19 protein-coding genes and 1 other RNA gene are annotated in these 22,889 nt (G+C 60.3%); 10 read left to right on the plus strand and 10 right to left on the minus strand.

Annotated elements, in window-relative coordinates; all coding sequences use genetic code 11:
* Window positions 1-129: 129 nt before the first annotated feature.
* From G5179_RS00685 to G5179_RS00720, 8 genes are read right to left on the minus strand one after another with little or no spacing between them, the layout of a single operon-like run.
* Entirely contained in the window at window positions 130-3,132 is a 3,003-nt protein-coding gene (locus tag G5179_RS00685; RefSeq protein WP_421257661.1) for a DUF748 domain-containing protein, read from the minus strand.
* Window positions 3,133-3,184: 52 nt separating this feature from the next.
* Window positions 3,185-3,946: a substrate-binding periplasmic protein gene (locus tag G5179_RS00690; protein ID WP_421257662.1), complete on the minus strand. Its 762-nt coding sequence runs from the start codon at window positions 3,944-3,946 to the stop codon at window positions 3,185-3,187.
* 36 nt (window positions 3,947-3,982) lie between these two features.
* Window positions 3,983-4,393, minus strand: coding sequence for a MerR family transcriptional regulator (locus G5179_RS00695; RefSeq protein WP_421254079.1), 411 nt, complete (start codon window positions 4,391-4,393; stop codon window positions 3,983-3,985).
* Window positions 4,394-4,395: 2 nt separating this feature from the next.
* Window positions 4,396-5,364 carry a hydroxymethylglutaryl-CoA lyase gene (locus tag G5179_RS00700; RefSeq protein ID WP_064337796.1) on the minus strand — a complete coding sequence of 323 codons (969 nt, stop codon included), beginning with the start codon at window positions 5,362-5,364 and terminating at the stop codon, window positions 4,396-4,398.
* Entirely contained in the window at window positions 5,361-7,331 is a 1,971-nt protein-coding gene (locus G5179_RS00705) for an acetyl/propionyl/methylcrotonyl-CoA carboxylase subunit alpha (RefSeq protein WP_421257663.1), read from the minus strand. The genes G5179_RS00700 and G5179_RS00705 overlap by 4 nt, the downstream gene beginning before the upstream one ends.
* The gene (locus tag G5179_RS00710) at window positions 7,328-8,182 is read right to left on the minus strand and encodes an enoyl-CoA hydratase-related protein (RefSeq protein WP_058057197.1); all 855 of its coding nucleotides are present in this window, start codon (window positions 8,180-8,182) and stop codon (window positions 7,328-7,330) included. The genes G5179_RS00705 and G5179_RS00710 overlap by 4 nt, the downstream gene beginning before the upstream one ends.
* Before the next feature lie 11 nt (window positions 8,183-8,193).
* Complete coding sequence (locus G5179_RS00715; RefSeq protein ID WP_421257664.1) at window positions 8,194-9,795, minus strand: carboxyl transferase domain-containing protein; 1,602 nt, start codon at window positions 9,793-9,795, stop codon at window positions 8,194-8,196.
* On the minus strand, window positions 9,792-10,934 hold the full coding sequence (locus tag G5179_RS00720; protein WP_227340681.1) for an isovaleryl-CoA dehydrogenase: 1,143 nt from the start codon (window positions 10,932-10,934) through the stop codon (window positions 9,792-9,794). Before G5179_RS00720 ends, G5179_RS00715 begins: the two co-directional genes overlap by 4 nt.
* A 304-nt stretch (window positions 10,935-11,238) precedes the next feature.
* Here G5179_RS00720 and G5179_RS00725 point away from each other — a divergent pair, with 304 nt between their 5' ends.
* The 8 genes from G5179_RS00725 (at window position 11,239) to ffs (ending at window position 19,123) form a co-directional block, all read left to right on the plus strand.
* The gene (locus G5179_RS00725) at window positions 11,239-12,396 is read left to right on the plus strand and encodes an acyl-CoA dehydrogenase family protein (protein ID WP_421257665.1); all 1,158 of its coding nucleotides are present in this window, start codon (window positions 11,239-11,241) and stop codon (window positions 12,394-12,396) included.
* 134 nt (window positions 12,397-12,530) lie between these two features.
* Window positions 12,531-13,313 (plus strand): enoyl-CoA hydratase, encoded by a 783-nt coding sequence (locus G5179_RS00730; RefSeq protein WP_100647261.1) that lies wholly within the window; start codon window positions 12,531-12,533, stop codon window positions 13,311-13,313.
* An 18-nt stretch (window positions 13,314-13,331) separates the two neighbouring features.
* Window positions 13,332-14,450 (plus strand): enoyl-CoA hydratase/isomerase family protein, encoded by a 1,119-nt coding sequence (locus G5179_RS00735; RefSeq protein WP_421257666.1) that lies wholly within the window; start codon window positions 13,332-13,334, stop codon window positions 14,448-14,450.
* 50 nt (window positions 14,451-14,500) lie between these two features.
* On the plus strand, window positions 14,501-15,403 hold the full coding sequence (gene mmsB / locus G5179_RS00740) for a 3-hydroxyisobutyrate dehydrogenase (RefSeq protein WP_421257667.1): 903 nt from the start codon (window positions 14,501-14,503) through the stop codon (window positions 15,401-15,403).
* A 52-nt stretch (window positions 15,404-15,455) separates the two neighbouring features.
* The gene (locus G5179_RS00745; protein ID WP_216953742.1) at window positions 15,456-16,235 is read left to right on the plus strand and encodes an SDR family oxidoreductase; all 780 of its coding nucleotides are present in this window, start codon (window positions 15,456-15,458) and stop codon (window positions 16,233-16,235) included.
* Window positions 16,236-16,593: 358 nt separating this feature from the next.
* Window positions 16,594-18,030 (plus strand): arginine-ornithine antiporter, encoded by a 1,437-nt coding sequence (gene arcD, locus G5179_RS00750; protein WP_005336921.1) that lies wholly within the window; start codon window positions 16,594-16,596, stop codon window positions 18,028-18,030.
* A 105-nt stretch (window positions 18,031-18,135) separates the two neighbouring features.
* Window positions 18,136-18,924 (plus strand): sulfite exporter TauE/SafE family protein, encoded by a 789-nt coding sequence (locus tag G5179_RS00755; RefSeq protein ID WP_139407777.1) that lies wholly within the window; start codon window positions 18,136-18,138, stop codon window positions 18,922-18,924.
* A 102-nt stretch (window positions 18,925-19,026) separates the two neighbouring features.
* Window positions 19,027-19,123, plus strand: an RNA gene (ffs, locus tag G5179_RS00760) — signal recognition particle sRNA small type.
* 319 nt (window positions 19,124-19,442) lie between these two features.
* On the opposite strand, the gene G5179_RS00765 is transcribed toward ffs, so the two are convergent.
* Together G5179_RS00765 and G5179_RS00770 are read right to left on the minus strand one after the other, a co-directional pair.
* A complete protein-coding gene (locus G5179_RS00765) occupies window positions 19,443-21,269 on the minus strand; it encodes an ATP-binding protein (protein WP_421257668.1) in 1,827 nt (608 codons plus the stop codon).
* An 8-nt stretch (window positions 21,270-21,277) separates the two neighbouring features.
* The gene (locus tag G5179_RS00770; protein ID WP_043819743.1) at window positions 21,278-21,769 is read right to left on the minus strand and encodes a molybdopterin-dependent oxidoreductase; all 492 of its coding nucleotides are present in this window, start codon (window positions 21,767-21,769) and stop codon (window positions 21,278-21,280) included.
* Window positions 21,770-22,107: 338 nt separating this feature from the next.
* Here G5179_RS00770 and G5179_RS00775 point away from each other — a divergent pair, with 338 nt between their 5' ends.
* Window positions 22,108-22,458 (plus strand): STAS domain-containing protein, encoded by a 351-nt coding sequence (locus G5179_RS00775; protein ID WP_005333409.1) that lies wholly within the window; start codon window positions 22,108-22,110, stop codon window positions 22,456-22,458.
* On the plus strand, window positions 22,455-22,871 hold the full coding sequence (locus tag G5179_RS00780) for a hypothetical protein (protein WP_019445317.1): 417 nt from the start codon (window positions 22,455-22,457) through the stop codon (window positions 22,869-22,871). The genes G5179_RS00775 and G5179_RS00780 overlap by 4 nt, the downstream gene beginning before the upstream one ends.
* Window positions 22,872-22,889 lie beyond the last annotated feature (18 nt).

The following is a 22,889-nucleotide window of genomic DNA, read 5'->3' on the forward strand; positions in this document are numbered from 1 at the left end:
GTAAAAAAACTACGTGATTATTTGCATCAGAGGCCAAATGCTCACCAGGACAGGCTGTTTGGTGAGCAAAAGGTGTCAAAATAGTTGAGGAGTTGTATTTTTATTACGCATTTGCGCAGTGCGGCGGCCTTACTGATCCAGTGTCAGGATCACTTTGGCTTCCTTGTCCTCTTCCTTGACCTGGCTGTCGAGCACGAACAGCCGCTCCGGGGCGATCCCCTGGCTGTCGACCAGAAACTCCTTGGTATTTTGCGCCCGGCGCATGGCGAGATTGCGCAGGGATTTGGCTGTGATGAGCTGCTGATCCCGCAGCAGGATCACCGCCTGGGCCCTCAGTGCCGCGCTCTCTTCATCCAGATGGAGGCGATCGGCCAGATCATCCAGATCTTCGCCAAAGCGCTCTTCATAGGCCTGGGCCAGCGCCTCTTGCAGGGCGGGGTCCTGTTCCAGCAGGTCGAGATCCGCCTGATTGCCGGTGAGCTTGGCCAGTACCCGCTCCAGCTTTTGCCGTTGCAGGATGGGGCGCTCCTCGTTGAAGTTGACCTTGCCACGAATGTTCATGCTGAGCTTGGGTCTATCCTTGAGGGCCTGCGCCAGTTTGACCAGTTTCTCCTGCTGGGTGGGGGTGAGATCGGGATCCCCCGGCAGGAAGGGAAGTTCGTCGAGATCTTCGGTGCCATCGGCCAGCGAGGCGAGCAGGGAGAAGGGGGAGGTGATCGCCTTGCTCAGTGTGTTGCCCAGCACATCCCAGAAGATATTGCCGATGCTGAAGTCCGGTTGATCGAGATCCCCCTTCACCTTGAGGTTCATCTGTATCACCCCGTTGGCATCACTCAGCAGGGCGATGGCCAGCCCCAGCGGCAGATCCTTGGCCTGATCGCTCTTGATCTTCTCGCCCAGTTGCAGCTTCTTGATGGTGATGTCGTTATCTCCCTCCAGCCGGTTGCCCTCCAGCTTGTAGTGCAGCTTCATGGAAAGCTGCCCCTTGTCGATGGCATAACCGGCATAGGTGCCCGAATAGGGGGTAAAGGTGGTGAGTTCCAGATTGTGGAAGGCCACCGCGATGTCGAGGATCGGGTTGGCCACCAGCAAGTTGGTACCGCCGCGAATGGTCACCGGCGCATAGCGATCCACCTTGCCGTTGAAGGCGAGATCGGAGCGTTGCCCCGGAATATTGCTGATATGGCGGCTCTGGCCGCCCAGCGAGGCGATATCGGCCACAAAATCCTGACTCAGGCTGCGGTCGGCAAAGCGCAGGTTGCCCTGCTCGGTGCGCAGCTGATCGATGGTGAAACGAAAGTCAGGAGCCTTGCTGCCTGCCGTCGCGTGAGTACTTTTGGTTGCCGCCGGCTGCGGTAACAGCAGCTGTTGCAGGTTGGTGGTGCCATCTTCGTTGATCTCGATGCGAGCGAAGGGCTTGTTCAGAGCAATGTCCTTGATCCGCATCTGCTGGCTGATGCCGTCGTACGTCAGACCGGTGAGAGCCAGGGTGTTGAACTCCAGCAGCCGCTGATTGTCTGCCCGATCGACTACTTTGAGCCCGTTGATATCGAGCCCCCCTTGCAGGGTCAGCTTGCTGAGATCTCCCTGGGCGGTGGTGGCGAGATCGAGGCGGGTCTTGCTGCTCAGCAGCCCGTTTTGCACCTTGATGCGTACCAGATCGGCCAGATAGGGCTGTGCCAGCGTCAGGGGCAGCCCCTGCTGGTTGATGTCGCCGCTTAAGGTGAAAGGAGTCAGTGTCAATTGGCCATCAAAGGCGAGGGGGCTGCTCTGGTTGAACTGGGTGGCCAGAGTCAGTTTGCTCGGTTGCTCCCCCTTGCTGCCCAGTGGCCCCAACGCCATCTTGAGGCCGGAGAGCTGGCGTGCCTGCGGTTTGCCGCTGCTCGATTCGGTGAGAGTGAGATCGCCCTTGTCGATAAGGATCTGCTTGATCTGCCACTGCCAGGGTTTGTCTGGCGTATGTTTCTTGCCGTTACCGGCTGTCTTTGCTTGTTGTGCCGACTTGGGCGCCGCATTGTTGGCCACCTCGTTTGCGGCGTGGGCCCCTTTGGCGGGTTTGGCGGGGGCCTGTTCAATCAGCAAGTCAGCCAGATCCAGCTCCTGCTGTGGGTTGAGGGTGGCCTTGAGCAGGGGTTGTTGCAGAGTGACCTTGCCGATCTGGAGCGACTGTTTCTGGCCATCGACAGCCAATTCGCTCAGGGCTAGCTGGCCGAAGCGGGCAAATTCGTCGCCCTTGTGTTTTTTAAGCTGCCAGTTGTCCAGCGTCAGCTTGCCTTTGGACAATTGCCACAGTACCCCTTGCTTGCCCTCTTTAAGCTGGTACTCCACCTCTGTATTGGCGTGGCCCTTGGCCAGATCCAGCTTGAGATAGGGTGCCCAGAGCGGGGCGAAGGGTTTCAGCTCGACCTGCTTGAGGCTCACCTTACCCTGACCCATGCCGCTCATCACATCGAGTTTGCCGTGGGCAGCGAGGCTGCTTTTGCCGTTGATGGCGGCGTTCAGCTGATAGGCGGTCGGGTGATTTGCCTCGGTGCGCAGGTTATCGAGCTTGAGGGCCACTTTCTCCAGATTGAGAGGCGGCAACCAGCCGGGTTCGCTCTCCTTGCGTTGATCCTGATAGCGCACATTCCCGTCAGTGACATTGACGCTGGCAATATCGACCAGTAGCGGGGCGCTGGCTGTTTCGGGCTCGGGGGAGGGCGCAGGGGCGAGCAGGGTGGCAAGCGCATCGGTCAGGTTGAGTCGAACATCTCCTTTTTTATCTGTCAGCCGTTGCAGCAGCACCACGGGTTTGGTCAGGGTGACGGTGGAAAGCACGACCCCTTTCTGCTGCCAGCTGGCTTGCAGGTCGGGGGTGATAAAGAGCTGCTCAAAACCGATGATGGTCTGCTGTTTGGCATCGAGCAGGGCAGTCGCGCCGAGGGTGAGAGAAGGGTTGCGCAGCCCTACGTCAATCTCACCCAGCGTCAGTTGCAGGCCGTAGTGCTCGGCCAGCCAGCCGGGCAGATAGCGCTGGACCAGACGGGGGGTTTGCCACAGCAGCAGGGTGATCAGGATAAGAAGCAGCAGGAAAGCGTAGGCAAGGTAGCGCAGCAAGCGGAGCTTGGGGGACGCGGGCTCGGTGGTGTTCATTTGGTGCACTCCCATTTGGTTCCCACCATGGTACAGAAAAGCTGGATAGTAATCATGGGGTTGCGTGCTGTTGTACGCCGTACTTTGTCCAAAGGCGATCCAGTTCCCCCTTTTGTTGCAGCGCTGCGAGCCACTGTTCCAGCTGGGCAGGGGTAATGGGGGCCTCAGGGTGAAGGATGGCGCGGTGTTGATACTGTTGATCCCATTTTTGCGAGATCAGCAGCAGGTCGGCGGTGTCGGGATGGGCCAGCAGATACTGGTTAAGGTAGGAAACGTTGAGAATGGCTACCTCGCCACGCCCTTTGAGCAGGGCTTGCAGGGCGCTGATGTTGTCCTTGACCAGGGTGATATTGAGCTTGCGCTGCAGGTAGAGGGGATCAGCATTGAACTGGCCGACGCCGTAGTGGTAGCCGGTCACCCCGATAAGATGATGCCGAGAGGGGTCATCGAAAAAGCGCTGATCCCGGCCCGTTTTGTTCAGGGCCACATAGACCTCACCACCACCGAGAAAGGGGGCTGTTATCTTGAATTTATCTGTGTCCCAGCCCCACTTGGTGTCTTCAAACAGCATCAGCGAGAAACGGCCCAGATCGAGCGCCTTGTAACGGTTGGCGGCCGAGGTGGGAACAAACACGAATCTTACCTCGTGCTGGATCTCGTTTAGCTTGGCGATGAGGTCCAGCGTCAGCCCTTCATAGCGGGAATCGGAGAGTTTGACCACAAAGGGGGCATAGGGGTATCCGCCAACCTTGATGAGGGGATGGCTCCAGCCAGAGAGGCTGAACAAGAGCAAAAACCAGCACCAATATCTCATGGGATCCCCAAGGCAATAGCTTGCTCCCAGATTCGGTTAATCTGCGCCAGTTTTCAAGCTGTTAAGGGAATTAACACAGCGCTGTTCGGCGGCTTCCAGCTCGGCCATCACCATCTGGATATCTTCCAGCTGCTGGTGCAGGGCACGGCGCTTTTCCTCGATCAGCTGGATCATGGAGTAGAGCTGGGTTTTGCTCGATTTGTCAGTGTCGTACATATCGAACAGCTCGCGGATCTCGGCCAGGCTAAACCCCAGCCGTTTGCCGCGCAGGGTCAACTTGAGCCGGATCTTGTCCCGATGGCTGTAGATGCGGGTTTGCCCCTCCCGCTGGGGGGTGAGCAGCCCTTCGTCCTCGTAGTAGCGGATGGTGCGCGGCGTAACATCAAACTCGTGGGCCAGCTCCGAGATGCTGTAGGTGACCTCCTTGCCGGGCAGGGAACGGGACATGGTCATGACTCCTGTTGCTGGGCGTGTGGCTGGCAGAGGCGGGCACGCAGCCGTTCGGCATTGGCGTGCAAGGCCTGACCGACCCGCGAGCCGTTGGGGCGAGCGAGCTGCTCGCTGACCCACTGGCCGGTGGCCGCCAGTTTGTCGAGATCCACTCCGGTCGTCATGCCAAGGCCGTGCAGCAGGTAGACCACCTCTTCTGACGCCACATTGCCGGAGGCGCCCGGCGCATAGGGGCAGCCGCCAAGCCCCGCCACCGAGCAGTCGATGGTGCGAATGCCGCGCTCCAGCGCGGGTAGCAGGTTGGCCAACCCCTGGCCGTAGGTGTCGTGAAAATGGACCGCGAGTCGACCCGCCGGGATCTCGTGCAGCACCGCATCCAGCATGGGCGCCACCGTGCCCGGAGTGCCGACGCCTATGGTGTCCCCCAGCGAAATTTCGTGGCAGCCGAGATCCAGCAACTGCTCGGCCATGGCGGCGACCCGTTTCGGGCGGGTCGGGCCATCAAACGGGCAGGCGATGACGGTGGAGAGGTAGCCACGCACCTTGATGCCGAGGCGGCGCGCCTCCTGCACCAGCGGGGCGAAGCGCACCAGCGACTCCTCCACGCTGATGCCGATATTGGCGCGGGTAAAACCGTCGGAGCAGGCGGTGAAGAGGCCAATCTCATCGGCGCGGGCGGCAATGGCTGCCTGCAAGCCTTGCAGATTAGGCACCAGTGCGCCGTAACGGGTTGAGCCCTTGCGCGGCAGTGCCTCGAACAGCGCTGCGGAGTCCGCCATCTGCGGCACCTTTTTGGCAGAGACAAAGGCACCGACCTCGATGCGCTGCAGACCGCTGTCGGTAAGGCGCTGGATCAGCTCCAGCCGCTGTACCAGGGAGAGGGGCGCAGCTTCATTTTGCAGGCCATCTCGCGGCCCCATCTCCACCAGACTGACCCTGTCGTCACGGACGTCCTGTGATCGGTTCATGGGTGTTCCTCCTGTGAAGCAGTCTCTTCGACAAAGCGCACCAGCACGGCCCCCTGGCTTACCTGCTCGCCCTGCTTGCACTGCAGGGTTTCAATTACCCCATCCCGCTCTGCACGCAACTGGTGTTCCATCTTCATCGCCTCCAGCACCAGCAGGGGTTGTCCCTTGCTGACTGTTTGGCCGGGTTCGACCAACACGGCTACCACGATGCCGTGCATGGGGGCGATGGCGCCCTGCACCTTCTCGTTTGCCTGATCATGGTAGTGACTGTGCAGCTGATCATCGGCCGCGAAGCGGATGCGCTGGCCCCCTAGGGTCATGATGAAGGCTGCCTCCGAGCCTGCGACCGTCTGAATGGGGATCTGTTGCCAGCAGTCACCCTGCTGCAGCCGGATATTATCGTCACCTCTCTGGTAGCAACGGGTCTCCCCTTGCCACTCAAACTGGCCGCCATGATCGTTAAGGGTCAATACCCGGTGCTCATCACCAATGCGTACCGCCGCTGCCCAGCAGCGAGCCGGCCCTAGCCGAAATCCGCAGGCTTGCTGCCAGGGGGCGGTGCCCGCAGGGCGGCTCGCCAGCCAGAGGGTGGCCAGCGGCCAGGCGAGTTCAGGAATGGGCTGCGCTGTGGTGGGAATGGGCCACTGGGTATGGTGGCCCATGGCCAGGACGTCAGGCTCTTCACAAAGGCGCAGCAAGAGCGCGCCGTTGTGCACCAGCGGGCCGAGATCCAGTGCCGCCAGCGCATCGGCCAGTTGGGCGAACGCCTCGGTGCGGCTCTGGCCGTGGGCGATCAGCTTGGCGATCATGGGATCGTAATAGGGGCTCACCTCATCGCCAGCGGTGACGCCGGTGTCGATGCGCACGCCAACGGGCCAGTGGAGCCAGTGGATAGGCCCGCTGGCGGGCAGAAAACCGGCCGCCACATCCTCGGCGTAGAGGCGCGCCTCCACTGCATGGCCGCGCAGCACCACTTCCTCTTGGGTGAGTGGCAGCGGCTTGCCTTCGGCCACGGCCAGCTGCCAGGCCACCAGATCCTGCCCGGTCACCGTTTCGGTGACCGGATGCTCCACCTGCAGCCGGGTGTTCATCTCCATAAAGAAGAACTCATCCTTGCAGAGCAGGAACTCGATGGTGCCAGCCCCCTGATAGTGGATGGCTTTGGCTGCGGCCACGGCTGCCTCCCCCATGGCGCGGCGCAGAGCCGGAGGGATGTCGGGGGCGGGCGCCTCTTCGATCACCTTCTGGTGGCGTCGCTGCAAGGAGCAGTCCCTGTCCCCCAGATAGATGGCGTTGCCGAGGCTATCGGCAAAGACCTGTACTTCCACGTGGCGAGCCTGGGGCAGATAGCGCTCGAGCAGTACCAGATCGTCACCAAAGGCAGCCTTGGCTTCCCGTTTGACGGCTGCCAGCGACTCGTGAAAGTCGGCCAGCTGATCGACCCGGCGCATCCCCTTGCCACCGCCGCCACTGGCCGCTTTGATAAGTAGCGGGAAGCCAATCTGGCTCGCCTGATCGCGCAAGAAGTCCGGCCGTTGATCCGTGCCGTGATAGCCAGGCAGTACAGGTACACCGGCAGCCTGCATCAGCGCCTTGGCCCCCGATTTGTCGCCCATGGCGAGAATGGCGGCGCCGCTTGGGCCGACAAAGCGCAGGCCGCGCTGTTCGCAGGCGGTGGCAAAATCGCTGTTTTCCGACAGAAAACCGTAACCGGGATGGATAGCATCGGCGCGCGCCTCTTTGGCAATCTTCAGCACCTTGCCGGTGTCCAGATAGCTCTCTCTGGCCGGTGCGGGCCCCAGATGCCAGGCCTCATCGGCCAGACGGGTGTGCATGGCATGGGCGTCGGCATCGGAGTAGAGGGCGATGGTGTGAATGCCGAGGCGTTTCGCCGTCTTGATGATGCGCACGGCGATTTCGCCGCGATTGGCAATCAGCAGGCGTTTAATCTGAGTGTGATGGGTCATGTCTCATCCTTGAAACGGGGACGCCAGGCGGGAGGGCGTTTGTCAAAGAAGGCCTGCATCCCCTCCTGGGCTTCAAGCCCCACCCGAACCCGGGCAATGGTCTCGACAGTTTTCTCTTCGTGCAGGCGGGAAGGATGGGCCTCTATCGCCGCCAGCAGCCGTTTGGTCTCTTTCATCGCTTCCGGCCCGTTGCGGCACAGACGAAGGGCCTGCGCCCGTCCCTCCGCCAGCAGTTGATCCGGTTTGCAGAGTTGATGCGCCACATTGAGCCGACAGGCGGTAATGGCATCGAACGGCTCGGCACTGAGCATGTAGCGGCGCGCCTGACGCATTCCCATGGCTCGTACCACGTAGGGGCTAATCACCGCAGGCACCAGACCCAGGCTCACCTCAGAGAGGCAGAAGCGGGCATCGTCGCTGGCCAGCACCAGATCGCAGGCGCAGATGAGGCCCAGCGCCCCGCCGTAGGCGGCCCCTTGCACCAGCGCCACCGTAGGGAAGGGAAGCTCATCGAGGGTCTGCATCAGCCGCGCCAGTACCCGGGCGTCTTCGCGATTGTGCTCGAAATCGGCGTGGGCCAGATTACGCATCCAGTTGAGGTCGGCGCCCGCGCAAAAGTGTTTGCCTTCGGCACGTAGCAGCAGGGCGTGAGGGCGTTCGGCGAGATCATGACCATGGAGATGGGCCAGATCATCGAGGCAGTCGAGCAGCCCCAGCATCAGGTCGGCATCAAAGGCGTTGTGGCGGGCCGGGCGCGACAGCACCAGCTCGGCCAGCGGGCCGTGCCGCTCCAGCCGAAACGGGCCCTGTGTTGAAGAGCCAAGTGCTGAGGAAGTAAGTGGATCTGACATCGTTTTGCTCCTTACATCCGAAAGATGCCGTACTGCTCGGGTTCAATGTGGGCACCCTGACAGGCGGCGAGCGCCAGCGCCAGCACGGTGCGGCTCTGGGCCGGGTCAATGACGCCATCATCCCACAGGCGGGCGCTGGCGTAGTAGGGGTGACCCTGGCGCTCATACTGTTCGATCACCGGGGCACGGATGGCGGCCGCTTCCTGCTCGCTCAAATCTTTGCCCTCGGCAGTCAGCTTGTCGCGACGCACCTGCACCAGCACCCCGGCCGCCTGCTCGCCCCCCATGACAGAGATGCGGCTGTTGGGCCAGCTAAAGAGAAAATCGGGCTCATAAGCGCGGCCGCACATGCCGTAGTTGCCAGCGCCAAAGCTGCCGCCGACGATCAGGGTGATCTTGGGCACCCGGCTGCAGGCCACTGCTGTGACCAGCTTGGCGCCGTGCTTGGCGATCCCCTCTTTTTCTGCGCTACTCCCCACCATAAAGCCGGTGATGTTCTGCAAAAAGAGCAGCGGGATGGCACGCCGGTTACAGAGTTGGATAAAGTGGGCCCCCTTCTGGGCACTGTCGCTGTGCAGCACGCCGTTGTTGGCGAGGATACCCACTTCCATGCCGCAAATACGGGCAAAGCCGGTCACCAGTGTGGTGCCGAACAGCGCCTTGAACTCGTCAAAGTCAGAGCCATCCACCAGTCGGGCAATCAGTTCGCGGGCGTCGTAAGGGCGTTTGAGACTGGTGCCCACCAGACCGTAGAGCTCCTCGATCGGGTAGCAGGGGGGCTCGTAGCCGGGGCTGCTCTCTATCGGCTCGTTACCCAGATGAGTAACCAGCGTGCGGGCGATGGCCAGCGCATGGGCATCGTCACGGGCCATATGATCAGCAACGCCGGAGTGGGCACAGTGCACTTCAGCGCCGCCCAGGGCCTCGGCGCTGATCTCCTCGCCGGTGGCGGCCTTGACCAGCGGCGGACCCGCCAGAAAGATGGTGGCTTGCTCCCTGACCATGATGGATTCGTCCGCCATAGCGGGGACGTAGGCTCCCCCGGCGGTACAGAGCCCCATCACCACCGCCAGCTGCGGGATATGCTGGGCCGACATGCGGGCCTGGTTGTAGAAGATGCGGCCAAAGTGATCCCGGTCGGGGAACACCTCGTCCTGCATCGGCAAGAAGGCGCCGCCGGAATCTACCAGATAGAGGCAGGGGAGGCGCAGCCGCTCGGCGATGGCCTGGGCGCGCAGGTGCTTTTTCACCGTGAGCGGGTAGTAGGTGCCGCCTTTCACAGTGGCATCGTTCACCACCAGCATGCAGAGCCTGCCCGAGACCCGGCCGATGCCGGTGATGATACCGGCGGCGGGCACCGGCTCGTCATAGACCTGCCAGCCAGCCAGCGCCGAGAGCTCGAGAAACGGGGAGCCCGGGTCCAGCAGCTGATTGATGCGCTCGCGGGGCAGCAGCTTGCCACGGGCCTGATGGCGGGCGTTGTTGGCCGCGCCGCCCCCTAGCGCGATCTCGGCAATGCGGATATGGAGATCGTCGACCAGCCCCTGCATGGCGGTCCGATTAGCCGCATATTCCGGGCTCGCCGTGTCAAGGTGGGAGTGGATACGACTCATGCATTTTCTCCCATCAGCTCGCGGCCGATGAGCCAGCGGCGGATCTCCGAGGTACCGGCGCCGATCTCGTAGAGTTTGGCGTCCCGCAGTAGGCGGCCAGTGGGGTATTCGTTGATGTAACCGTTGCCGCCGAGCAGCTGGATAGCGTCGAGGGCCATCTGGGTGGCGTTTTCGGCGGCAAACAGGATGGCTGCGGCGCAATCTTTACGGCTGGTGCGACCCTGATCGCAGGCGCTCGCCACCGAGTAGACCAGCGCCCGGCTGCTGGCGAGGCGGGTATACATGTCGGCCAGCTTGCCCTGCACCAGCTGGAACTCGCCGATGGCTTGACCAAACTGCTTGCGCTCACGCACATAGGGCAGCACTACATCCATGCAGGCCTGCATGATGCCAAGGGGGCCCGCAGCCAGCACCACCCGCTCGTAATCGAGCCCGCTCATCAGCACCTTGACCCCGCCGTGCAGGGTGCCTAGCAGGTTTTCCTGCGGCACTCGGCAGTTGTCGAACACCAGCTCGCAAGTGCTGGAGCCGCGCATCCCCAACTTGTCGAGCTTCTGGGCGGTAGAAAAACCGGGAGTGCCCGTCTCGACGATAAAAGCGGAAATCCCTTTGGGGCCCGCACTGGCATCCGTCTTGGCATAAATGACGAAGGTGTCGGCATCCGGACCGTTGGTGATCCACATCTTGTTGCCGTTCAGCACGAAGTGATCGCCCTCGCGCTCCGCGGTGAGGCGCATGCTGACCACATCGGAGCCGGCTCCCGGCTCGCTCATGGCCAGCGCCCCCACATGCTCGCCGCTCACCAGCGGCGGCAGGTAGCGCGCTTTCTGTTCTGCCGTGCCGTGGCGGTGGATCTGGTTGATGCAGAGATTGGAGTGGGCGCCGTAGGAGAGGCCGACCGAGGCGCTGGCGCGACTCACCTGTTCCATCACCAGCACGTGGGCCAGATAGCCGAGGTTCACCCCGTCATACTCCTCCGCCACCGTGATGCCGTGCAGCCCCAGCTCACCCATCCGGGGCCAGAGATCACGGGGAAAGGCGTTGCTCTGATCGATCTCGCTGGCGCGCGGGGCGATCACTTTCTGGCAGAAGGCCGCAACCTGTTCGGTCAGGGCATTCAGGGTCTCATCCATCTGCATCCATGCTCTCCTTGCGGATATGACAGTCGGGTAGGAAGGTTGGGTCGACCGGCTGACTCGGCGTTACGGCTGGCAGTGGTCGGTCCATTTTGTACTTCACTTCTGCCACAAGTTTACGTTAGCGTAAACGTAAATCAATTGTTAATCTGTTGTGTGTCGATAAAGCCGTGGTAGTGAGTGCGTCATCAGCTACCACGACAACAGCGCCATAGTGGCAGATCCGAATGACCAGTGTGTGGGCGCCGCGTCATAAAGCGCTAACGCGGGGAAGAAAGCGCGGGGCAACAAGGGAGAGAAAGACGAGATGGATTTTACCCTGACAGATGATCAACAGGCGTATGTGGAGGCGGCCGCCGCCTTTGCCGATGAGGCGCTCAAACCCCATGCCGCGCGCTGGGACAAGGAGCATGAGTTTCCGATCCCGACCATCAAGCAGGCGGCAGAGCTAGGTTTTTGTGGTCTCTATACCCCGGAGCAGTTTGGCGGATTGGGGCTGCCGCGCCTCGATGCGAGCCTCATCTTCGAACGCCTCGCCATGGGCTGTACCTCGACCACGGCGTATCTGACCATTCACAACATGGTGAGCTGGATGCTGGGTAGCTGGTTGCCCACCGAGGTTGCCAAAGAGTGGGTGCCCAAACTGGCCAGCGGCGAGCTGCTGGGCTCCTATTGCCTCACCGAGCCGGGGGCGGGTTCCGATGCTGCGGCACTCAAGACCCGAGCCACTCGCGAGGGTGATAGCTACCTCATCGAGGGAACCAAGGTCTTTATCTCGGGAGCGGGCAGCACTGACGTGCTGGTGGTGATGGCCCGTACCGGTGGTGAAGGTGCGAAGGGGATCTCTGCCTTTATGGTGCCGGCTAATGCCCCCGGCGTGAGCTACGGCAAGGCAGAAGAGAAGATGGGCTGGAACAGCCAGCCGACCCGGGAGGTTGTTTTCAATGGGGTTCGCATTCCTGCCTGCTATCGGTTGGGCGAAGAGGGGGAAGGGTTCAAGTTCGCCATGCAGGCGCTTGATGGGGGGCGCATCAATATCGCCACCTGCTCGGTGGGCACTGCCCAGCAGGCACTGGACGATGCGCTGGCCTATGTGCAGCAGCGCCAGCAATTTGGTCACCCGATCAGTGAATTCCAGAGCGTGCAGTTTCGCCTGGCCGATATGGCGACCGAGCTGGCTGCCGCCCGCTTGCTGGTACGTCAGGCCGCCGACAAGCTGGATCGCGGGGCACCGGACAAGAGTGCCTGGTGTGCCATGGCCAAACGGTTTGCCACCGATGTGGGTTATCGAATCTGTGATGAGGCTCTGCAACTCTTTGGCGGCTATGGTTATATCCGCGAGTATCCGCTCGAGCGCTATCTGCGCGATACCCGGGTACACCGCATTCTGGAGGGCACCAACGAGGTGATGCGACTCATCATCGCGCGCCGCCTGCTGGCCGATCCCGGTTTGTCGCTGGGCTAACCGGTGGTCGCATCAAGGGTGTGTTGCCTGCCACCCGATTGCACCATGCCGGTTTCGGCTTTGTGAGCCAGCCACAGGTTGGCGTCATTCAAGCCTGTCATCATGGCGGCAGCTTCATCGACAAGGACAATGTTATGACAAGGATCAGACTCGAATATCATGGCCACGTGGCTTATATCACCCTCGACCATCCCCCTGCCAACACCTGGACCCTCGCCAGCCTGCAGGCCTTTTTGCAGATGATGGTGGAGCTCGACAGTCGTCCCGATGTGGTGGCGCTGGTGATCCGTGGTGCGGGCGACAAATTTTTCTGCGCCGGTGCCGACCTCAATATGTTTGTCGAGGGGAATGTCGAGCTGGCCCGCGAAGTAGCCGAGGCCTTTGGCAAGGCCTTCGAGGCGCTGGCCCGTTTTCACGGTGTCAGTATCGCCGCCATCAATGGTTATGCCATGGGCGGTGGCCTGGAAGTGGCGCTGGCCTGTGATATCCGCATCGCCGAGCAGCAGGCGTTGCTGGGACTGCCGGAAGCCTCGGTGGGCTTGCTTCCCTGTGCCGGTGGCACCCAGCGCCTGACCGAGCTGGTGGGGCCGGGCTGGGCCAAGCGGATGATCCTCTGCGGTGAGAAGGTGAGTGCCTCGCTGGCCTACGAGATGGGGCTGGTGGAGGAGGTGGTGAAAACCGGTCAGGCATGGGAGGCGGCGCACCAGATGGCCCATCTGGTGGAGCGCCAGAGCCCGAGCGCCCTGCGCGCCTGCAAAACCCTGATCAATCAGGGCCGCAGTGGCCCGCGGGATGCCGCCTTGCCTCGTGAGCGGTCGCTGTTTCTCGATCTCTTTAGCGATGCCAATCAGCGTGAAGGGGTGGCCGCCTTCCTGGAGAAACGCTTACCGCGCTGGCAATATGGCCCAACAGAATAAATCCATACGGAGCCGTTTATGAGTGAGTCGGTCAAGGTTAGCTGTTATCCCACCGAAGATGGTCATCAGATCGGGGTGTTGACCCTCGACAGCCCTGCGTCTCTCAACGCATTGAGCCTGCCGATGATCCAGATCCTGCAACAGACGCTGACCCGTTGGGAGCAGGATCCCGCCATCGCTTGCGTACTGCTGCAGGGGGCTGGTGAGAAGGCGTTCTGTGCCGGTGGTGACATTCGCTCCTTCTATTACCGCAAGCAGGAGGTGAGCGGATCGGAACTGTTTGAATATGCCCGCGACTTTTTCGAGCAGGAGTATCGGCTCGATCACCACATCCACTGTTACCGCAAGCCCCTGATCTGCGTGGCGGACGGCATCTGCATGGGCGGTGGGATAGGTCTGTTTGCCGGCGCCGATTTTCGGGTGGTGACCGAAAGAAGTCTGTTCGCCATGCCGGAGGTGACCATTGGCCTCTACCCCGATGTGGGGGCCAGCTGGTTTTTAAGCCGGATGCCGGGGCGACTCGGGCTTTGGCTTGGTCTGACCGGTGCCCGTTTCAACGGGAGTGATGCCATCGGCCTTGGGCTGGCGGATCACGCCATCGCCAGCGGCGAGCGAGCCGAGTTGCTGCACCGATTGGCGGCACTCGACTGGTCAGCCGGTTGTGAGCCCCGTGAGCAGATCGATCTGCTGCTGCGGGGCCTTCATAAAGGTGCCGCAGCGCAGTTGCCTGCGCCCATCCTGCTGCCTCATCAACCAAGAATCGATGACCTGCTGGCGGGGCGAACGTTGGCGGGAGTGTTGGCAAGGCTGTTTGCTGCCCGATTTGACGAAACGGCGGGAGAGAAAGCATTGGCCCAGGCGCAGGAGAGCTGTCGCACCGGCAGTCCCATCAGCCGTGCCATCCTCTGGCGCCAATATTGGCAGGCTCGCCGTCAATCCCTTGCCGAGGTATTCGCCGACGAACTGACTCTCTCGGTCAACTGCGTGCTCAAGGGCGATTTTGTGGAAGGGGTGCGGGCGCTGCTTATCGACAAGGACAGGGATCCCCACTGGCAGGATCAGCCTGCCGCGGGTAACTGGCTGGACGAGTTCTATCGCTGGCCCCATGGGCACAACCCGTTGGCACGCAAGGGATAGGTACTGGTCTGGCAGCCGCGGCGCTATCAAGAACGCAAGGAGCAAGCAGAATGACAAGGATCGGATTTATCGGGCTGGGCAACATGGGGGGACCCATGGCAGCCAATCTGGCCAGGGCCGGGCACAGGGTGCAGGTGTTTGATCTGGTTGCCCAAAACATTGAGCGCGCCATCGCCGCTGGCTGCATCGCCACGGAGGATGCCCGTGAGTCGGTGACCGGCTGCGAGGTGGTGATCAGCATGTTACCTGCGGGGGAGCATGTGCGCGATCTTTGGTTGTCTGAGGGGCAGGATCTGCTGGCAGCGCTGCCGGTTGGTGCACTGGTGATCGACTGCTCCACTATCGATGTCGACTCTGCCCGTCAGGTCGGGGAGGCGGCCCGCGCACGTGGTTTGCGCTTTATCGATGCCCCCGTATCGGGCGGTGTCGCCGGTGCGGCCGCCGGGACGCTCACCTTTATCGTTGGCGGCGACGCGGCAGATTTCGAGGCGGCGAAACCTCTGCTCGCCTGCATGGGGCAGAACCTGTTTCACGCCGGGACGCTGGGCGCCGGGCAGATCGCCAAGATGTGCAACAACATGCTGCTTGCGATCCATATGGCGGGTACCGCCGAGGCGCTGGCCCTCGGGGTGAAGGAGGGACTGGATCCCGCCGTGCTCTCCACCATCATGGGCAAGAGCTCCGGCAACAACTGGAGTCTGGAGCGCTACAACCCCTGGCCCGGGGTGATGGAGAATGTCCCTGCCGCCCGCAACTATCAGGGGGGCTTTATGACCCGTTTGATGGTGAAAGATTTGGGATTGGCCATGGCGCTGGCCGAGCATGGCCACAGCGCTGTGCCGATGGGGGCGCTCGCGCGTAACCTGTTCAACCTGCATGCCGCTAAGGGGCAGGGGAGCCGCGATTTCTCCAGCATCGTCGAACTCTATCTGGATAAACAGGATCCCGCCTGACGGGCCACCTCTCTTCAAGGCATCTCTCTTCGACCAGCTACAAGGAGCATTGATGGATATCAAAGATAAGGTCATCGTTATTACCGGCGCAGGACGTGGCTTGGGACGGGCCATTGCGCTGGCCCTGGGCGCACAGGGGGCGACGCTGGCACTGCTCGACATCAATCGCGCCGATCTGGAGGCGACCGCAGCCCTGGTGCGCAGCCAGAATGATCAGTGCGATCAAGATAGCCAGTGCGAGCTGTTTGTCTGCAATGTGGCGAGCGAAGCCGAGGTTGAGTCGGTTTTTGCTGGCATCAAGGAGCGTTTTGGCGTGCTGCACGGTCTTATCAACTGTGCCGGCATTTTGCGCGATGGCATGCTGATCAAGGTGAAAGAGGGTGAGCTGGTGGAGAAGATGACGCTGGCCCAGTGGCAGAGCGTGATTGACGTCAACCTCACAGGTACCTTCCTCTGCGGTCGCGAGGGGGCGGCGCTGATGGCGCAAGGGGGGCAGGAGGGCGTTATCATCAACATCTCCTCTATCGCCCGCGCCGGCAATATTGGCCAGAGCAACTATGCCGCCAGCAAGGCGGGGGTTGCCTCGCTGGTGGTGACCTGGGCGCGGGAGCTGGCGCGCCATGGCATTCGGGTGATGGGGATTGCCCCCGGGGTGTTTGCCACCGACATGACGGCGGCGATGAAGCCTGAGGCGATGGCGCGGATGCAGCAGGCTATTCCGGTCGGCACCCTTGGCGAGGCGCAACAGCTGGCCGAGACGGTGAGCTTTATTTTTGCCAACGACTATCTGTCGGGAAGGATGATAGAACTGGATGGCGGTTTGCGTTTATAGGGATTTACATAATGGGCCCCGGTGTTTCCACCGGGGCTTTTTTATGCAGATTATTTATACAGAGAGCGCCTGAATGGCGATGCACAGGAACCATGCGAGTCAGGTTGTGTTGGCAGAAAAATGAGAAATATCAATGGGTCTTGGTTAATTTGAGCCAGCTCACAGGCCATATGGGTCAGTGCTGTAAAATTGCGCGCGGTCAAGGCGGTGCATGATTGACGGGACGAGGGATTGCGGTCGGAATAGTCATGCAATATAGTTGCCGCCTTTTTCACGGGGTCAGGATTCCCAGCCCCTCCCATATTGCGCGCAGTATGAATACGGACGCTCTGCCGCCGCCTAAATAAACAGGATTGAAATGGACAAGAAACTAGGGCTGGGCGCCCTCATTTCGCTGGTGATCGGCTCCATGGTCGGCGCCGGGGTCTTCAGTCTGCCACAAAACATTGCTGCGCATGCCAGTGCCGGGGCGGTCGCCCTGGGTTGGGCCATCACCGGTCTTGGCATGATCTGTCTCGCGCTGGTCTATCAGAACCTCTCCATGCGCCGCCCCGATCTCGATGGCGGTATCTTCAGCTATGCCAAAGCCGGTTTCGGCGATTTCATCGGTTTCAACGCCGCCTGGGGTTACTGGCTCTGCCAACTGCTGGCCAACGTCTCTTACGCCATCGTAGTGTTCAGCGCCCTGAGCTACTTCTTCGATACGCCTGACAACGTCATCTTCGGTGACGGCAATACGCCGGTGGCCATCACGCTGGCCTCCATCCTGATCTGGTCGGTGCATGCGCTGGTGCTGCGCGGGGTGCAGGTCGCTGCGCTGGTGAATATCGTCACCACCATCGCCAAGATGGTGCCGCTCATCGTCTTTTGTGTCGCGATCCTGCTGGCCTTCAACATGGATACCTTCACTCTGGATATCTGGGGCCAGAACAACATGGAGCTGGGCTCCGTGATGGATCAGGTCAAGTCCACCATGAAGGTGACCCTCTGGGTCTTTATCGGGATTGAAGGGGCAGTGGTGGTCTCTGCCCGTGCCCGCCATCGCAAGGATGTGGGCCGTGCTACTGTGCTGGCGCTGCTCGGCGCCCTGACGCTTTACGTGATGGTTACCCTGTTCTCGCTGGGTGTCATGAGCCAGCCGCAACTGGCGGCGCTCAAGAACCCTTCGACCGCCATGATCCTTGAAGCCGTAGTCGGCCCCTGGGGCGCCTGGCTTATCAACATCGGTCTGGTGGTGTCGGTGATGGGGGCGCTGCTCAGCTGGACCGTGCTGGCCGCTGAAGTGCCCTACATCGCAGGCAAGACCGGCGTCTTCCCGGGCTGGTTTGCCAAGGAGAACAAGAACGGCTCGCCGCAGGTATCCCTCTGGTGCTCTACCTGTCTGGTGCAGATCTTCCTGATCATCATCTACTTCCAGAGCAGCACCTATCTGGCGCTGGTCAACATCGCCACCTCGGCGGCGCTGGTGCCCTACGTTTTCTCCGGTGCCTATGGCCTGAAGCTGGCATTGAAAGGGGAGACCTATCAGGGTCAACCCCATCAGCGCAAGCGTGACCTGCTGCTGGCCCTGGTGGCGACGGTTTACGGCTGCTGGCTGGTCTACGCAGCCGGTGTTGAGTACCTGTTGCTGGTGGCGCTGCTCTACAGCCCGGGCATCTTCATCTACTGGAAGGCGCGTCAGCATCACGGTCTGCGCGGCCTTAACCGATTGGAGCAGGGGATGACGGCGGCTCTGCTCGGCTGCGCCGTGCTGGCCTTCTACAAGGTGATGGACGGTACCATTCCACTACACTAACCGGCACAATGAAGAGATGGCCCTCGCGCCATCTCTTTTTTTTCATGCAGATATCCACTGTTGCCCGGCCGTGTTGGCCAGTTTTTGTTTAACACAGGAATTTTTATGCTGTTTATGGGTTACCTCCTGCTGGGCGCCTTTGCCGGTATGCTGGCGGGACTGTTCGGGATCGGCGGCGGTCTTATCATTGTCCCCGTGCTGGTCATGACCTTTCGCGCCCAGGGCATCGACCCTGAAATCATTACCCATCTGGCCCTCGGCACCTCGTTGCCCACCATGATCTTTACCGGATTCAGCTCGCTGCGGGCCCACCGGGAGGCGGGTGCTGTCGACTGGGTTATGATCCGCCGACTCGGCGTCGGCATGCTGATAGGGGGCTGGCTTGGCGGCATGACGGCCAATCTGCTCAGCACCAGCACCCTCAATATCATCATCGGTTGTTTCGCCTGGAGTATGGCGCTACAGATGGGGCTCAACCTTAAACCCAAAGCGGAGCGCCATATGCCGGGGGCGCTCGGCACAGGCATCGCCGGTACCATCATTGGCTGGATGTCAGCGCTGTTTGGTATTGGCGGTGGCTCGCTGACCGTCCCTTATCTGAGCTGGAACTCGGTGCCAATGCGCAATGCGGTAGCGGCCTCTGCAGCTTGCAGCATGCCCATCGCGCTGGCGGGGAGCCTCAGCTACCTCTATGCGGGTTGGGGTCATGCCGATCTGCCCGAGTGGAGTGTGGGCTACATCTATCTGCCAGCGCTGCTCGGCATTGTGCTGACCAGTACCCAGTTTGCCCGCCTTGGTGCCAAGCTGGCACACCGATTGTCACCAAGACGCCTCAAGCAGGCATTTGCTCTGCTAATGCTGCTGGTGGGGGCGAAATTTATGCTGTTTAGCTGATTCATTCGGCAGATTGTTGAAAAATAAGGCAAACGATCTGTTGGAGGGTAGAAAGCCGTTGCATTGAACGCCCAGTTTGCCTATTCTCCTCGCCGGTGGTCCTATTGGTCCTCTCGCATTGATAACCCGTCGACCTGGTCAGGACCGGAAGGTAGCAGCCAAGGCGGGGGACTCGAGTGCCGGGATGTGGCTGGTAGGGCCACCACTTGTTTCTGCAATTCAATAAGTTAGCTTTCTAAAGCCCTTGGTCATCCACTTTGTGTGGACGACGAGGAGCTCATCGATGAATCTCTGGCTCACTCTCCACGGCATCTGGTATTACCGGAAAGTCACCACGCTCCCCTGTGGTCGCCGCAAATAGATCCAAAAATCCCTGCATACCCGAGACAAGCCGACGGCCCGTGCAGCTGTTGCGAAGCGGCTTGCCTGTGTGCGTTCCAGACCCAAGCCCATTCAGTTGCCTGCAGAGGTCAATGTTGCCCCACATGAGCAATCAGTAGCCCGGAATCAGGGGGGGGTTATTGCTTGGTGACACGCAGGGTGGCGTTGTATTTGAGCCGACCATGGGAAATATGTCTGTTTATCTCGCTTAGCAGCGTCTCTTTATTGATGGGCTTGGTGATATACCCGTTCATGCCATGGGAGAGATAGTATTGCTTGGATTCCGGCATCGCATCCGCCGTCAGGGCGATGATGGGGATATCTGCCCAAGGCATCTGGGAGGTGCGGATCCGGGTGGTGGCCACCAGGCCATCCATCACTGGCATCTGGACATCCATCAACACCAGATCAAATTCGGTGTGACCCAGTTTCTCCAGCGCCTCTTCTCCCTGAACGGCCAGTGTGACCTGATGGCCCACGGAGTCGAGCATGGCGCCGATCACCTTGCGGTTGGTGGCATTGTCATCAACCAGCAAGATGCGATAGCTCTCCTGATCCAGCGGCTTGGACGGCAGGCAAACAATCGAGGGGGTCGTGGCTCTGGCGGGCCAGATATAGGTAAAAGTACTGCCATGCCCCTCGCGGCTCTCTACCGAGATATCGCCGCCCATCAGGCGTGCGAGGTTACGGGATATTTCAAGACCCAGGCCCGATCCGCCATATTGGCGGGTGATCGAGACATCCGCCTGGGCGAAACGTTGAAACAGGTTCTTTAGCTGACTTTTGCTCATGCCGATCCCGGTGTCCTGGATCGAGATGCGTATCGAGTGGCGATCCTGCTCCAACAGGGTGCTATCAACGTTAACTCTGACTTCCCCCTCATGGGTGAACTTGATGGCATTGCTCACCAGATTGAAGAGGATCTGGCGCACTCTCAGCGGGTCGATCATCAACCACTCCGGCGTATCGGGGGCAACAGTCAGGGTCAGTTTGATCCCTTTCGCATCGCAGTTGCTCTGCATCAGGGCCCGGATATCCTCCAGCAGCTGGGGCAAGTGATGGGGGGCAAGCTGCAGCTCGATCTTGCCCTCTTCCAGCTTGGATACATCCAGAATGTCGTTAAGCAGACCGAGCAGATGGTTTGCCGATTCGCGCGCCGTCTCCAGATAGTCTCGCTCCCTCGGATCCATATCCCGGTCGGCCAGCAGTGAGAGCATGCCGAGAATGCCATTCATGGGGGTGCGAATTTCATGGCTCATGTTGGCCAAAAAGCTGCTTTTGGCTCTTGTGCCGGCCTCTGCCGCCTGATTTGCCCGCAGCAGTTTGTCATTGAGCTGCTGCATCAGTTTGTGTTGCAGAAACGAGATATTCATTTGCCGCCAGATCAGCAGGGCGAGCACAAAGAGCAGCGCAAATTGCAGGGTTGCGATGAGTGTCGTCGTGATGATCTGCTCCCTCACGCTGTCGCGACGTGCCACATCAAACAGGGTCGCCTGCTGGTTCACCTCCAGAGTCAGCTGATGGAGCAGGGGGAGCAGGGAGGCAAGCTGTTGGCGCAGCTCCTGATGGGCAAGATTGTCGAGCGGCTTGGTGGCTTCCGGGCCGAGCCAGATATCCGCCAGAGAGATGTAGGATCGAATGGCTTTGCTTGCCTGCTGGTAGATTTCTGTTTGCTGAAGCAGGCTGCGATCCTTGCTCTCCAGCACCAGATCCATGCGGCTGACCAGAATATCGTATCTGAGCTGGAAGGTCGGTTGCGACTCATGGAGCAGCGAGCTTTGAAAACGCAGCGCTTCGTTATAGAGCTGGAAATAGTTCCACATCACGTTGTCTTCGCCCTGGCTGGTACTACGCTGCAGATCCTGAAATTGCCGGTACTGGATGGTACCAATACCGACAAAGGCAAGGAGCAGCACACAAAGCACCACAAACAAGAAACGTTGACTGGCCGCCATGGAACGCATGATGGGATCTACTCCACTTTTATCGCGCTGATCTGCCAGATAGCCCGACCGTAATAGAGCTTGTTTTGCAGTTCGGGATATTGATCGAACGGATAGACAAGGAACAGCGGCCCTTTGTCACGCACCGACAGTGGCTTGCCATTGATCGTGCGGGCGAGGATGACCCGATACTGCTCGGCATCGCTTGTCGGCACCTGTACCGAGTAGTCATTGAGCGCGGTAATAGTGAGCTGTTTGCCGGTTGCCCCGACCTTGGCCAATACATCTTGCAGCAGCGGGCCGCGAAAAGTCTTGGCTTCGTCATACCAGGGGGTATGGGTTTTGATTTCGTGTACCGGTAGTTGATCCAGCATGGCGCTGTCCCACAGGGCCAGAGACTGATGAGTGGGGCTGCTGATGGCGCCTTCAACCTTCAACACGGCGCTGTCAGGGGAGGGGGCTGCGTATGCGGTGCCGCAAAGGGCTGCCAACAGTGGTGCGATGTAAAGGCCTGCTTTCATGATCTCTCCTTCCTGGAAAATGGCGGCATGGGGGCCGAGCCAACGGTGGCTTGTGAAGTGTGTCCAAAGGCAAGCAATAATCGGGCCCAGTCTAATGGACTTGAATTATCAGCCATTTAGCCTGTTATCGGGCGATCTCGGCCAAGGTGAATTGCAGTTTGCAACGTGCGGGGGAGGTCAATTGCAATTTGGCAATCAAAACGAGGAGTGGGTGTCGGCGAATAAGGCGCAAAGAGTATCATTTGGAGAACAAGTGCCGTGGCACTGCCCGGCATAACATTTGCAACGTGCTGAATGCCGTGACAGCAAATAGTCTGAGAATCGACAAGGAGCTAGCGATGGAAAGCATGACTTACACCCTTAATGATATCCAGGTAGTGGTACTGGAAAACGAGTTTGACGCGATGGCCGTCAGTGAGCTCCGCCCGTTGTTTGAAACCCTCTCGACCCACCCGGGAGATATCCTGGCCGATATCAGCGATGTTCATTTTATCGACTCGTCAGGGATCGGAGCCTTGGTATTTCTCTATAAAAGATTGATTATGAACGGGCATCAGATGGCCCTTGTCTGTGGGCCTGGCCAACCTCATGACCTGCTGGAGATGTTGCATATCGACCGGGTGATCCCCTGCCATGAGAGCATCAAGGCCTATATGCGCTCCCGTGGCATGATGGCCGCTGCATCATGAAACGCTTTGGTATCCTGCTCTCGTCCATTCTGCTGTCGGGTTGTGCGCAGTGGCCGCCGCAGGGGTATGGCGGCATGGCCGAGGCAAGACCCACCCGTATTCCGGTCAATGAGGATGAACGGCGGGTCTGGTCTCGTTATGATGAGCGTCAGAAGGAACTCGACTTGCAGCTGACGGAATTAAAGCAAGCGAGTCTGCAGGGGTGTATGCCTGCCGAGTTGAAACGGCTACAATCTCAACGTATTGATATCGAACGGGATATGCACGGACGGCTCTGGTCGGATGTAGCCTGGCGTCAGACCGTGTTGGCACAATCACTACAACAAGTACGTTTGCGGCTGCAACAGACAACAGCGGATGGCTGTCGTGCTGATTGGTCAGGGCTCCCCTTACGCCAATGGGGGCAGACGTAACAGACGAAAAGGATGTCT

It is taken from the genome of Aeromonas sp. 600886 (assembly GCF_049174935.1).
In the GTDB taxonomy this organism is placed as follows: domain Bacteria; phylum Pseudomonadota; class Gammaproteobacteria; order Enterobacterales; family Aeromonadaceae; genus Aeromonas; species Aeromonas veronii_A.